The sequence below is a fragment of the Nocardia sp. NPDC004722 genome (assembly GCF_053601505.1).
In genome coordinates this window covers 1-12,158 of the sequence record NZ_JBSGBY010000222.1, presented here as the reverse complement: position 1 = coordinate 12,158, position 12,158 = coordinate 1, and the positions used below count along the sequence as shown (strand labels likewise).

Genomic DNA, 12,158 nt, shown 5'->3' with positions numbered 1-12,158 from the left:
AACAGACCTGCTACTACGCGCATGTCATCGACGAGGATCTGCCGCTGGCGGTGGACCTGGTCTCGGACGTGGTGCTCAACGGCATGTGCCGGTCCGAGGACGTGTCGGTGGAACGTCAGGTGGTGCTGGAGGAGATCTCCATGCGCGACGACGATCCCGAGGACATGGTCGGCGACGCCTTCCTGACCGCGCTGTTCGGTGATCATCCGATCGGGCGGCCGGTGATCGGCAGCGTCGAGACCATCGAGGACATGCAGGCGGGGCAGCTGCGCTCGTTCCATCTGCGCCGCTACCGGCCCGACCGGATGGTGGTCGCGGTCGCGGGCAATATCGAGCACGAGCACGTGGTCGAGCTGGTGTACCGCGCGTTCGCGCATCGGCTCGAACCGGGACTGGAACCCGCGCCCCGGCGCGAGGGCAAGTTCCGCCCGCGCGGCAATCCGGAACTGCTGCGCATCCAGCGCGACAGCGAGCAGGCGCACCTGGTGTTCGGCACCCGCGCCTTCGGGCGGCACGAGGGTGAGAAGCGCTGGCCGCTGTCGGTGCTCAACACCGTGCTCGGCGGTGGGCTGAGTTCGCGGCTGTTCCAGCGCATTCGAGAGGAGCGTGGCCTGGCGTACTCGGTGTACTCCAGTGTCGACACCTTCGCCGATACCGGCGCGTTCTCGGTGTACATCGGCTGCCAGCCCGAAAACCTGGGCCACGTCGCGACTTTGGCGCGCGGGGTGCTCGAGGAGGTCGCGGCCGACGGCATCACCGACGCCGAATGCGCGCGCGCCAAGGGTTCGCTGCGCGGCGGGCTGGTGCTCGGGCTCGAGGATTCCGGCTCCCGGATGAACCGGATCGGGCGCTCGGAATTGAGCTACGGCAATCACCGCAGTGTCTCCGAAACCCTCGCGCGCATAGACGAAGTCACCACCGAGGAGGTCTCCCGCGTCGCGGCGACCCTGCTCGGGCGGCCGTTCGGGGTGGCGGTGGCCGGTCCGTACCGGCGCACCCGTGACCTGCCCGCGGCGGTGCGCCGCCTGGTGCCCTGACGGGTACTGCCTGGTGCCCTGAAGGTTCTGCCGGGTTCCCTGAAAGTACTGGCCGAGTGGCCGTCTCGCCGACTGAGACGGCTACTCGACAGTAGGCCCGTACACCGTGTGAGGTATGCCGGTTTGTGGCTATGATCTCCTCGCTGGATGGGAGGGGCTTGTGCTCAGACCGGGTGAGATCTTCGCCGGGTACGTGATTCAACGAGAGCTGGGTCGTGGCGGGATGGGCGCCGTGTACCTGGCCCGCCACCCGCGCCTGCCCCGCTGGATCGCGTTGAAGCTGCTGAACGCGGAATTCCACGGGGACAGCGAGACGCACGCCCGCTTCGAACGCGAGGCGGACCTGGCGGCGCGGCTGAATCACCCCAACGTGGTCACCGTGTACGACCGCGGCGTCGAGGACGGGCGATTGTGGATCGCCATGCAGTACGTCGACGGCGTCGAGGCCGAATCGGTGCGCGACATGACACCCGAGCAGGCCGTCGCGATCGTCGTCGCCACCGCCGCCGCCCTCGACTACGCGCACCGCGTCGGGGTGCTGCATCGAGATGTGAAGCCCGCCAACATCATGCTGGCCACCGAGACCCGCGAACAGCAGGCCGGAGTGCTGCTCACCGACTTCGGCATCGCGCGACTACAGGAGGACACCGGACGGCTCACCGGGTCGGGCTCGGTGATGGCGACCCTGGCCTACGCCTCGCCCGAACAACTCCAGAGCCAGCCCGTCGATCACCGCTCGGACCAGTATTCGCTGGCCTGCACACTGTTTCGGCTGCTGACCGGGTTACCGCTGTTCCGTGCCACCGACCTCGGGGCCATCGTCAAGTCGCACCTCTACGACAGTCCACCACCGGTGGGCAGCTACCGCCCGGGTCTGCCCGCCTCCCTGGATCCGGTGCTGGCGCGGGCGCTGGCCAAGAATCCGGACGACCGCTATCCGTCGTGCTCGGAGTTCGCGGCGGCCGCGCAACGCGCGCTGACGCTGGGCGACCCGGTGGGCTCGGCCACCATCTCCATCCGGGACCGGGCTCCGGAAATGCCTGCGCGCCAGGCGAACCCGGCTCCGGCAGGTCGGCGACGGAAGGCGGACGCTGTCCCGGCGCGGCCCGAAGCCCGGCTCTCGCCGCCGCCTGCGCGGGCGTCGCAGTCCGGGCCCCATGCGCGGCGTCGGGCGGCCGAGTCGGCGGTGGCGCTGCGTTCGGGACGTCTCACCGACATTCCGGCGCTGATGGGACCCGCCACCGACCGACATCCGAGAATCCCGCTCGCCGAGGCGAAAGCGCCACGCTCACCGCGAAAGTGGCTGGTGGGCCTGCGCATGGTGGTGCTCCTCGGCGTCTGCCTCGCGGTCGCGTTGGGGCTGGCCGTGTTTCTGGTGACGCCGGACGGCAATTCGGCCAAGCCGAAGGCTCCGGCACCCGAGATCGCCGAGATCAGTGCGGCTTTCCCGGGTCTGGTCCCGGCCAAGCCCGAACTCGGTTCGGGGTATGCCGCCGCGAGTTGCCGCGTCGTGGACCACGACACCAAGGATTTCCTGCCGCCGTGGGCCTTCGAGGGCTGGGCGGCCGCCTGGGACTGCCAATACTCGGCCGACCACGAGGTTCGCCAGTACGTTCTGTTCGCCTACAGTTCGGGGGCGGCGGCCCGCTCGGTGGCCAACCGAATCCACCCTGCGGGCAGCACCTTCGAGAACCTGACCTTCGACGAGAAGTGCGGCGGCAAGTCGTACACCAACCTCCGCTTCGATTCCTTCCCCGAAGTCCCCTCCGCGGCCTTCGCCACCACGTTCTTCGATGACCCCAAGCGTGAGAAGTTCCTCCTGTACACCCGGGGCACGCCCAACACCCCCAGCGCCATCGTCGACTGGTGGAAATCGCTGCCGCTGACCCGGTAGTGACATCCGCCGCACCCTGCTGTATCCAGTACGACCGTACTGTTAGATTCGATCGCAGGGGACGCGGAAGGGAGTGTCATGTCGAATCGGTATGCGCGGATTGCCTTCTCGGAGGCGGCGCAGCAGCGGCAGAAGGTCGCCGGGAGCTACCGGGACTACGGCGCCCAACTCGAGCGCGGCCGGGACGAGCCGCAGCCACTGGGCTTGCGTGAGCAGGGTTTCATTCGCGCCGCCGATTCCTTCTTCCTCGGCACCGCCACCCCCGACGGCTGGCCCTACATTCAACATCGCGGCGGCCCAACGGGTTTCGTGCAGGTCCTCGACGACCACACCCTGGCCTTCGCCGACCTCACCGGCAACGCCCAATACGTCACCGTCGGCAACCTCACCACCAATGACCGTGTAGCCCTCTTCTTCATCGACTACCCCCTGCGTGAACGCCTGAAGGTCTACGGCCGCGCCCGCATGGTCGAACGCGCCGACGATCCGGATCTGATCGATCGGATCGCCACCGCCTACAACGGCGCGATCCAGAAGATCGCCGAACGCGCGATCGTCATCACCGTCGAAGCCTTCAACTGGAACTGCGTCAAATACATTCGCCCCCGCTTCACCAAGGCCCGCCTCGACGAGGCCATCGCCCTCGAACGCCGCACCGCCGCCGTCGAACAGGCGCGCCTGACCGCCGAGATCGAGGAGCTGCGTCGTGAAAACGACGCGCTGCGTGAACGGTTACCCGGCGGCCTGGTTCGCGGCGGTGAGGACGGCGTCGAGCAGGCCGGGCAGGGCGTCGTCGAGATCCTCGGTGCGTAGTCGCAGGTGGGTGTTGCCGTCGATGGTCACCTTTTCGGTGACTCCGGCCTCGCGCAGGATCTTGAAGTGGTGGGCGGCGGTCGATTTGCTGATGCCCTCGTAGGTCAGTCCGCACCGCATCGGCGTGCCGGCGTTGGCGAGGCGGCGGACCACCTCCAGCCGGATCGGGTCCTGTAGTGCGCCCAGCACCGCGGGCAGCGAGGCGACCGCGGGCGTCGCATCGGTGTCGGGCATGAAATACCTCACTCCGGAGACGGGTTTGATAATCATCGAACCTGTCGTAGAGTCGGGTTCGATACAAATCAAACTTACCTGATGGAGGCTTCGATGGCATCGGCAACGGCAGTTGCGACTCGAGCCGAACAGGGCAGTCAGACCTGGGCTTACGCACTCATTCTCGCGGCCTGTGGCGTGGCTCTCGGAGTGTCGGGCGCGCCCGCCCCGCTGTACGGGATCTATCAGCAGAGCTGGCACTTCTCGCCGCTCACCACCACTTTTGTTTTCGCCACCTACGCCGTCGCGGCGTTGGGGGCGGTCCTGGTGTCCGGTCGCATCTCCGATGTGGTGGGGCGCAAGCCGGTGCTGCTGGGCGCGTTCGGGCTGATGATCGTCGGGCTAGTGGTGTTCCTGTTCGCCGACAATGTGGCCATGCTGCTGCTGGCGCGGGCGATCCACGGGGCGGCGGTCGGCGCGATCGTGGTGTCGGGGGCGGCGGCGCTGCTGGATCTGCGACCGCAGCACGGGGCGCGGTCGGGGCAGCTGTCCGGGGTCGCGTTCAACGTCGGTATGGCCGTGGCGATTCTGGGGTCGGCGGTGCTCGCGCAGTACGCGCCGCATCCGCTGCGGACGCCGTATGTGGTGATCACCGTGGTCTGCGTGCTCATCGCGGCGGGCGTGCTGGCGTTGCGCGAGCCGCACGGGGCGCGCCAGAAGCAGCGCATCACCATTGCGAAACCGGCTGTGCCGCAGGAGATTCGCGGGGACTTCTGGTTCTCGGCGCTGGGCGTGATGGCGGCCTGGTCGGTGCTGGGGGTGCTGCTGTCGCTGTATCCGTCGCTGGCCTCGGCGAAGACGGGTATTCACAATCTGGTCTTCGGCGGAGCGGTGGTGGCCTCCACGGCCACCGCGGGCGCTCTCGCACAGGCCGTGGCGGGCGGGATCACGGCCCGGCGGGCGGCCATCGCCGGTGATGTCGGCATGGCGATCGCGCTGGTGGTCACGATTCCGGCGCTGAACACCGGCAACTGGGTGCTGGTGCTGCTGGCCGGATTCGCGCTCGGCGGGACCTTCGGGCTCGGCTTCGGCGGGTCGCTGCGGCACCTGTCGAACGTGGTGCCGCAGCACCGGCGTGGCGAGACCATGTCGGCGTACTACCTGCTGGCCTACTCGGCCATGGCCATTCCGACGGTCATCGCGGGATGGGCGGCCACCACCTGGGGGCTGAGCACGGTGTTCCCGTGGTTCGTCATCGTGGTGGCGCTGGCCTGCCTGGGTGCGGCCGGAATGGGGCTGCGGCGCAACGCCGAGACCGTCGCGCCGGTGGAGGCCGCCGTGCCCGCCGAGGTTGGGTGATTTCTCCCCGATAGCCCGATTCGCGTCCGCCCCGTGACCACCCGTCACGGGGCGGACGCGGCATTTCCGGCGAAACGGATTGGCGGGACATCGTTTTCGGGGGTGCGAAGTCGCGAACGAAACCTCGCAACCGATGCGTGACCGGCCCGGAATCGCTATTCTTCGGCTATGTCGCGGTGGAGGTTCGGTGGGGTGGTGAGCCGGACGTTTCATCGGTCGGGTCAGACGGTGTCGATGCTGGTGGCGGTGCTGGGCGGGCTCGCCGTCGGCGGCCTCGGCTGGTGGTGGTCGGGCAAGGTGCCCCCGGCCGTCGCCGCGGGTGTGGCTGCGGCGTGCGTGCTGCTGGTGCTCTACCGCTGGCGTCGCGATGCCGAGCGCGCCCGCTTCGCCGAGGTGTTCGCCGCCGCCGCACGGCAATTGGGCGATCCCGATGTGGCGGTGCGGATCGCGGGCGTCTACGCCATGGCCGGGGTGGCCGACGATTTCGCGGTGCGCTGGCGGCGTCAGCAGTGCGTGGACGTGCTGTGCGGGTACCTGCGGCTGCCGTACGCGCCGGAGGAGGGCGCCAGCCATCTGGTGTCCAAGTCGCAGCGCATCGAGGATCACGGCACCGCCGTCGAGCGGGTCTACACCTACCGGCAGAACGACCGGCAGGTCCGCGACACGATCGTGCGGGTGATCACCCAGCGCCTCCGGCCCTCGGCCGAAATATCCTGGTCGGCTTGTGATTTCGACTTCTCCGACGCGGTGTTCGAGGACGCCGACTTCCGGGGCGCGGTCTTCGCGGGCCGCACCACCAGCTTCACCAACGCCATGTTCCTCAGCGGCCGCACGGCCAGCTTCGAGCAGGTGCGTTTCCTGGGCAAGCGGGTCACCTTCCGCGGGGCAATCTTCCGCAGCGCCGCCGTCTTCGAGCGGGCGGTCTTCGCCCACAGCCGGGTGTCTCGGGCCGAGCGGCGCGCTACCGGCGCGATATTCACCGAGGCCACCTTCGGCGGCGGGGTGAACTTCGACGGTGCGCAATTCCGGGGTGCGCGAACGGTATTCGATCGCGCCACCTTCGCCGGGGAGCGCAGCAGCTTCGCCAACGCGGGCTTCGCCGCCGGCCTGACCTCCTTCGAGCGCACGGTCTTCGATGGCGACCGGGTCACCTTCACCGGCGCCGAATTCACCGGCGCCCGCGCGAGTTTCGCCGATTCCCGCTTCTACACCGAATCCAGCTCCTTCGACTGCGCCCAGCTCGGCGCGCAGGTCCGCTGGCGCACCGGGCGCACCCAGGAGGTCTCCTTCGCCCGCGCCGAGTACCACGGGCGGGTGTCGTTCGCCGACGCCACCTTCTCCGGTCGGCTGGTCACCTTCGCCGGTGGCGACTTCTTCGGCGACATCTCCTTCCGCCGTGTCGGTTTCGATGCCCGCGCCATCGACTTCGAGGGTCCGAAGGCGTGGGTGGGCGTGCACTTCGACTGGGACGGCAGCCCGAATACGAAACCGGCCAACATCACGCCGACGCCGTGGCCGCCGGCCCTGGCGGAATCCGCCAAGGAACCGGCGGCCTGACGAGCGGAATTACGCGGGCATTTCCGGCTTCAGCAGCGCGAAGACCGCGCCCGCCGGATCGCCGAGGACGGCGAACCGGCCGACCGTCGGAATGTCCATGGGCGGCACCACGACCGAGCCGCCCGCGGCGGTCGCCGACGCCACCTGCGCGTCGACATCCTCGGAGCCGAAGTAGGCCAGCCAGTGCGGCGGCTCGTTCTCGCCCTGCAACGGCGCGATGCCACCGAAGCCGGTGTCGTCGGGTGCGCTGTCACCGGTGGCCAGCACGGTGTACGGCATCCCCGGCATATCCATCTGCGTGGTCCGCCAATCGAACACGGTCCGATAGAACGCCGCGGCGGCGGCCGGATCCGAGACGTGCAGCTCCACCCACGCCAGCGCGCCGGGCAGGCTGGCGAGTTCGAAGCCGGGGAAGGCCAGCGGCTGCCAGATCGCGAACTTCGCGCCCAGCGGACCGGTCAGATTGGCCATGCGACCGACGCCCATCACGTCGAAGGGTTCGTTGCGGACGGTGGCCCCGGCCTGTTCGGCGGCCTTGGTGGTGGCGTCGGCGTCGGGGGTCTGGAAGTACACCGTCCAGGACGAGGCGGCGCCCGCCTCGGTGAGCGGGCCGATGCCCGCGACGGTCTTGCCGTCGAGCTGGAAGAACCCGTAACCACCGGCGTCGGGTCCGGCGGATTGGAACTCCCAGCCGAGCACGGCGCCGTAGAAGGCCGTCGCCGCGTCCAGGTCGGGGCTGCCGAGGTCGAGCCAGTTGGGTGAACCGGGAACGAATTCGGTTGTGAGCACTGGAATTCCTTAGTTTTCGGGATTGGTCGCCGGGAATGCCCCGGCGGGGTTCAGCATTCCACCGCGGGCCCGGCCGGGCCGCCGGATTGGCTGGTTGTTCTCCCGTGCGATAGCTTGCAGTCGATCGAGGCAGGGGTTTTGCGGAGGGGTTTGCGGCGTGTGGTTCGTGGTGGGGACAGCGGTGGTGTTGCTATCGGTGGCGGCCGCTCTCGCCGCGCGGGCCATCACCCGCCAGGGCCGGGCGCGAGTGGATCCCGCCGTGCCCGGGGTGGGCGTCCGTGCGCGCGCACTGATTTCGGGTCTGGCGGTCAGCGGCTGGGTGCTGATGTTCGCCGCGGTGGCCTCGAATCTGCCGTTCCTGCACCACGACACCATCGCGGGGAGCGCGATCGCCGCCCCGCCGGAGCTGGTGCGCGCGGGCCAGCCCAGCACCGTCGCCGACAAGCCGCAGGCCCCGGACCCGATGGCCGCGCTGAAGGTCGGCGACTGTGTCGAAGTGCCGATCGAGCAGGCCCGCACCGCCTCCGGTGACCCCACCTGGCGGGCGGGTACACCGGAGCCGTCGGACTGCGGTTCGGTGGACGCGAATTACCGGGTGCTGCAGATCGGTCCGGGTCCGTGCACCGATCCGCTCTACACCCTGGAGTCGGCCCCGCACGACAAGTCCGGCAAGGTGCGCTATCACCTGTGCCTGACCTTCGACTGGCGTGCCGGGGTCTGCTACGACACCACCAATATGGATGTCCCGTCCAAGGTCGACTGCGCGACCACCGGCGAGCACATCGTGCAGGCGACCGCGGTGTTCGCGAACTCCACCTCGGGTGCGGGCTGTCCCCGCGACCATCGCGGCGCGGTGTGGGTGGTGTGGAACAAGCTCCAGCTCACCGTCTGTTTCCGCGGCAGCGACAATCCGGGGAAGTGACCGCTAGACGCGGTGGCCGACCGTGATCACGTCCGGGATCAGCCAGGACGGCAGCGGGCGGGCGATCTTGCGCTGGTCGACGACCTCGAAACCGGCGTCCTCCAACAGTTTCCGGGTCTCCCGAGGGGACGGCGCGTGCGCCGGGAACAGCGGGCTGCGGGTGAGCCGCTGAATCGGGCGGGAGGTGGGGCCGTCCGGGTGCATGGTCGCGATGGCGACCAGGCCGCCGGGCGCCAGCACCCGATGGAATTCGCGCAGCGCGACCGGATGATCGAAGAAGTGGAAGGCGCTGGTGGAGACCACCGCGTCCAGATCGCCGGGGGCGAAGGGCAGATGTTCGGCGGCGGCCTGCCGCCACTTCACCTCGGTGGAGCGGTTGCGGGCCTGGGCCAGCATGCCGGGGGAGGCGTCCACGCCGAAGACCGCGTCGGGACGCAGCTCCCGCTGAATGCGGGAGGTGAGAATGCCGGTGCCGCAACCGATGTCGGCGATGCGGCGGGATTTCGCCCGGCGCAGCTCCGCCAGCACCTGATCCTGCGGCGGGCGGTAGACGACCTGTTGCAGGGCGGCGGTGTCGTAGGCGCGGGCGACGTTTCCGAAGAACTGTGTCACCACGTGGTTGAAGGCGCGATTGCCGGTGGTCAGCGATGTGCTCATGGGTGCTCCTGTCCGGTACCCATGGAATCAGATATCAAGCTGTCTGGGAAGGTTCGCCGGTGGGGGTCGCGGTCGCCGGTGTAGCGTCGGGCCCATGAGGATTCGTGGTGCCGTTCTGGAGAGCATCGGTGCGCCGACGCCGTTCGCCGAGTCGAAGCCGCTCACCATTTCCGAACTCGACCTGGGCGAACCGGGGCCCGGCGAGCTGCTGGTGCGGATCGAGGCGGCGGGGCTGTGCCATTCGGATCTGTCCGTGGTCGACGGCAATCGGGTGCGCCCGGTGCCGATGCTGCTGGGGCACGAGGCGTCCGGGCGCGTCGAGGCGGTCGGGCCGGGCGACAGCGACCTCGCGGTCGGGCAGCGCGTGGTCATGACCTTCCTGCCGCGCTGCGGCGCGTGCGCGGGCTGCGCCACCGACGGCCGCACCCCGTGCGAGCCCGGCAGCCTGGCCAACAATGCGGGCGAATTGCTCGCCGGCGGTAGGCGATTGCTGCGCGACGGCGCGGAAGTCCATCACCACCTGGGTGTTTCGGCCTTCGCCACGCATGCGGTGGTGGATCGCCGCTCGGTGGTGCCGGTCGACGACGACGTGCCGCCGGAGGTGGCCGCCGTCCTCGGCTGCGCCGTCCTCACCGGCGGTGGGGCACTGCTGAATTCGGCGAAGCCCGGTCCCGCAGACCGCATCATGGTGGTCGGCCTCGGCGGGGTCGGCATGGCCGCCGTGCTGGTGGCCGCGGCCCTGCGCGCCGGGACCGGCCGCGAGGTCATCGCGGTGGACACCGTCCCTGAAAAGCTCAAGATCGCCATGGATCTGGGTGCGACCGCCGCCTACACGCCGCAGGAGGTCGCGGCCGAGAACATCCAGGCCGAGGCCGTCATCGAAGCGGCGGGCAATATCCGCGCCTTCGAAACCGCCGTCGCCGCAACCGCTCCCGGCGGAGTCACCGTCACCGTCGGCCTGCCCGCCCCCGACGCCCGCGCCAGCATCTCCCCCCTGGGCCTGGTGGCCCAGGGCCGCGCGATCGTCGGCAGCTACCTCGGCTCCGCCGTCCCCTCCCGCGACATCCCCGAATTCGTGCGCATGTGGCGCGAGGGCAAACTCCCCGTCGAACGCCTCGTCTCCTCCCACATCCGCCTAGAGGACATCAACCAGGCCATGGACGAACTAGCCTCCGGCCACGCCCTGCGTCAGATCATCACGTTCGACTGAGACCCGCCACTCCGGACCGTTCGAGAAACGAGATCGCTTCCGCGGGAAACAGTTCCCGCGGCAGCACCCGGAGCGCGAAGCCGCCGGACAGGGCGACGGTGTGCTCCCGCAGCCGGATTCGCCGGATCCCCGCGAACGGGTAGGCCACCGACTCGGTCGCCGTGGTCAGTTCCAGGCCGTCGCTCACATACCGGAGTTGCAGTACCGCACCGGTATTCGCGAATCGGGAGACCCGCAGTGTGCCGTTGCGCGCCGCCATGACCGACAGCACCGCCAGGACCACCACGATCCCGGCGTAGATCGCGGCGGTGGTGACCACGACGGCGAACGGACTCGTCCAGGTGAGATAGCTGCCCGGCGATGCGGTGTCCGCGATCAGATAGCGGACGAACCGGTACCCGGTGATCACGGCGGTGACGCCCGCGGCGAGCAGCCACACCTCGGGTCCGCGCCAGCGCAGCGCGAGCTCGTCGCGGGTGATCCGCGCCGCCGTGTGCGGACCGGCCGTATACCGGACCACCATCGCCCCCTCCTCATCCCTTCGGATCGAGGTCTGCCCAGTATCCATCCGGCCTCCCCAGCGCAGTTACGCCGGAACCCTACGCTCGAAACGGTTTTCGTGTCATCGAAGGGTCACAAGGGCGCGGGCCACCCGGAGTTCCGGGATGCCGATGGCCTTGGCCGCCAGCAGGAACACGAGGGTGCCGGAGGTGAATCCGGCTGCGAGAGTGGTGATTTGGGCGGTTGTGGGGGCGGTGATGGTCGTGGTGGTGAGGAAGACGGTGGCCAGGGTGGTGGCTCCGGCCAGTACGGTGGCTTGTGCGACCCGATGGGCGCTGGCCGCGACGATGCCGAATCCGAGTGGGCCGTGGCGGTGGCGCAGTAGTAGATGCCCGGTCACGGCTCCGGTGACGTAGGCGAAAGAGCTTGCGACGCCGAGCATCACGACGACCACGGGGCCGGTGCACAGTGTCGCGGTGAGGGTCACGATGGCGACCTTCGTGACGACCATGACCAGATTGATCAGGGTCGGGGTGCGGGTGTCGCGATAGGCGTAGAACACTCGCATCTGCAGCATGACCAGCGCGAACGGGGCCAGGCCGAAGGCTGAGCAGGCGATCGCGAGACCGATGAGGCGGGCGGCCTGCGGGTCGACGCGGCCGGTGAACACCAGGGTGGCGAAGGTGGGACCGAGCAGGCTCATGGCCATGCTGATCGGGATGAGCGCCGTGAACAGATACCGCGCGCCCCGCGACAGATCGGCGAGCACCGCGCGATGGTCGTGCCCGGCCGCCGCGCGCGAGATGCGCGGCATGAGCACCGTCAGGACCGAAGCGGCCAGAATGCCGTACGGGACCTGGAACAGCAGCTCGGCGTAGTTGTTGACCGACACTCCGTCGTGGTCGAAGGCGACGCGCATGGTGACCGCGACGCTGACCTGACTGATCGCCGCGTACACCAGCAGCCAGCCCACGATCGGCACGCCCACCCGGACCGGGCGCAGCGTGTAGGGCAGCGGTCGCGCCCGCCAGCTCCAGCGGAACCCGCTGTGCCGCAGCGCCGCGACCACCCACGCGGCCTGTCCGGCGATCCCGGCGGTAGTGCCGAGACCGAGGGTCAGCACCTGGGCGGTGGTCATGGTGCCGGGTGTCAGCGTGACCGGGCCGGGCAGCAGCGCGAACACCCCGCAGGTGCCCAGCACGATCG

The 12,158-nt window shown here is 69.3% G+C and carries 12 protein-coding genes; 7 read left to right on the top strand and 5 right to left on the bottom strand.

Features of this window, described 5'->3' with window-relative positions; genetic code table 11:
* From ACWELQ_RS21980 to ACWELQ_RS21970, 3 genes are all read left to right on the top strand, one after another.
* On the top strand, positions 1-1,037 hold a 1,037-nt coding region (locus ACWELQ_RS21980; RefSeq protein ID WP_452398917.1), incomplete at its 5' end, for a M16 family metallopeptidase.
* A gap of 160 nt (positions 1,038-1,197) precedes the next feature.
* Positions 1,198-2,931: a protein kinase domain-containing protein gene (locus tag ACWELQ_RS21975; protein WP_452398916.1), complete on the top strand. Its 1,734-nt coding sequence runs from the start codon at positions 1,198-1,200 to the stop codon at positions 2,929-2,931.
* Positions 2,932-3,009: 78 nt separating this feature from the next.
* Complete coding sequence (locus ACWELQ_RS21970) at positions 3,010-3,744, top strand: pyridoxamine 5'-phosphate oxidase family protein (RefSeq protein WP_452398915.1); 735 nt, start codon at positions 3,010-3,012, stop codon at positions 3,742-3,744.
* Here ACWELQ_RS21970 and ACWELQ_RS21965 read toward each other — a convergent pair.
* On the bottom strand, positions 3,664-3,978 hold the full coding sequence (locus ACWELQ_RS21965; protein WP_452398914.1) for an ArsR/SmtB family transcription factor: 315 nt from the start codon (positions 3,976-3,978) through the stop codon (positions 3,664-3,666). The genes ACWELQ_RS21970 and ACWELQ_RS21965 overlap by 81 nt on opposite strands.
* 93 nt (positions 3,979-4,071) lie before the next feature.
* Here ACWELQ_RS21965 and ACWELQ_RS21960 point away from each other — a divergent pair, with 93 nt between their 5' ends.
* Entirely contained in the window at positions 4,072-5,316 is a 1,245-nt protein-coding gene (locus ACWELQ_RS21960; RefSeq protein ID WP_452398913.1) for an MFS transporter, read from the top strand.
* Between the two features lie 168 nt (positions 5,317-5,484).
* A complete protein-coding gene (locus tag ACWELQ_RS21955) occupies positions 5,485-6,873 on the top strand; it encodes a pentapeptide repeat-containing protein (RefSeq protein WP_452398912.1) in 1,389 nt (462 codons plus the stop codon).
* Between the two features lie 9 nt (positions 6,874-6,882).
* Here ACWELQ_RS21955 and ACWELQ_RS21950 read toward each other — a convergent pair whose 3' ends face one another.
* Positions 6,883-7,662 (bottom strand): VOC family protein, encoded by a 780-nt coding sequence (locus ACWELQ_RS21950; protein WP_452398911.1) that lies wholly within the window; start codon positions 7,660-7,662, stop codon positions 6,883-6,885.
* A gap of 157 nt (positions 7,663-7,819) precedes the next feature.
* On the opposite strand from ACWELQ_RS21950, the gene ACWELQ_RS21945 reads away from it, so the two are divergent.
* Positions 7,820-8,584, top strand: a complete 765-nt coding sequence (locus tag ACWELQ_RS21945; RefSeq protein ID WP_452398910.1) for an LppU/SCO3897 family protein — start codon at positions 7,820-7,822, stop codon at positions 8,582-8,584.
* A 3-nt stretch (positions 8,585-8,587) separates the two neighbouring features.
* On the opposite strand, the gene ACWELQ_RS21940 is transcribed toward ACWELQ_RS21945, so the two are convergent.
* Positions 8,588-9,241, bottom strand: coding sequence for a class I SAM-dependent methyltransferase (locus ACWELQ_RS21940; protein WP_452398909.1), 654 nt, complete (start codon positions 9,239-9,241; stop codon positions 8,588-8,590).
* Between the two features lie 94 nt (positions 9,242-9,335).
* Here ACWELQ_RS21940 and ACWELQ_RS21935 point away from each other — a divergent pair, with 94 nt between their 5' ends.
* Positions 9,336-10,451 (top strand): alcohol dehydrogenase catalytic domain-containing protein, encoded by a 1,116-nt coding sequence (locus ACWELQ_RS21935; RefSeq protein ID WP_452398908.1) that lies wholly within the window; start codon positions 9,336-9,338, stop codon positions 10,449-10,451.
* On the opposite strand, the gene ACWELQ_RS21930 is transcribed toward ACWELQ_RS21935, so the two are convergent.
* A complete protein-coding gene (locus ACWELQ_RS21930; protein WP_452398907.1) occupies positions 10,438-10,974 on the bottom strand; it encodes a hypothetical protein in 537 nt (178 codons plus the stop codon). The genes ACWELQ_RS21935 and ACWELQ_RS21930 overlap by 14 nt on opposite strands.
* Before the next feature lie 99 nt (positions 10,975-11,073).
* Positions 11,074-12,158: murein biosynthesis integral membrane protein MurJ (murJ, locus tag ACWELQ_RS21925; RefSeq protein ID WP_452398906.1), on the bottom strand; the 1,085-nt coding region annotated here is incomplete at its 5' end.